1 protein-coding gene is annotated in these 635 nt (G+C 35.1%); it reads left to right on the top strand.

The genetic code is table 11. The annotated features are described in order from the left end of the window. The coding region (locus tag VJI93_RS08370) for an IS3 family transposase (protein WP_324000483.1) at positions 1-576 on the top strand (576 nt) is incomplete at its 5' end. Between the last annotated feature and the right edge of the window lie 59 nt (positions 577-635).

Below are 635 nucleotides of genomic sequence, written 5' to 3'. Positions count from 1 at the left end.
ACAGAAAAACCAAAATTTAAGAATTTTGTAAAAACAGACGAAGTATGTGTAAATCATCTACATCAACAGTTCAATCCAGCTACTCCAAACTCAGTTTGGGTCAGTGATTTCACTTATATTAAGGTAAATGGTATCTTCCACTACCTCTGTGTTGTGATTGATTTATTTTCACGAAAAGTCATAGGTTGGAGCTTATCTAAGCATCATGATGTTAACTTAACCATCCAAGCCCTTCAAAAGGCTTATTTCGACAGAGGTAAGCCCGATTATGTGCTGTTTCACTCCGACCAAGGCTCTGAATATACTGCATTTGCATTTCGCCAAATCCTTGAAACATACAATATTGTACAATCCTTCTCCAAAAAGGGGTATCCATATGATAATGCATGTTGTGAAAGTTTCTTTCGCCATATGAAACGAGAATGCATAAATCGAAAATCCTTTCGAACATTAGAAGAATTACGTCTTTGTTGCTTTGAGTACATAAATCGTTATAATTCAAAACGACCTCACTCTGCAATTGGGGATTACACTCCAAATGAAATAGAAGAATTGTATATGGAAAGGCAGGTTTAAATCTGTCTTTCCCAAAAATCTTATTGTAAAATTGTGTCCATTTACTTGACTATGTTGCA

Source organism: Parvimonas sp. M20, from assembly GCF_035282425.1.
In the GTDB taxonomy this organism is placed as follows: domain Bacteria; phylum Bacillota; class Clostridia; order Tissierellales; family Peptoniphilaceae; genus Parvimonas.
Note: the sequence above shows the minus strand (reverse complement) of the source record. Positions and strands in the feature narration are given on the sequence as shown.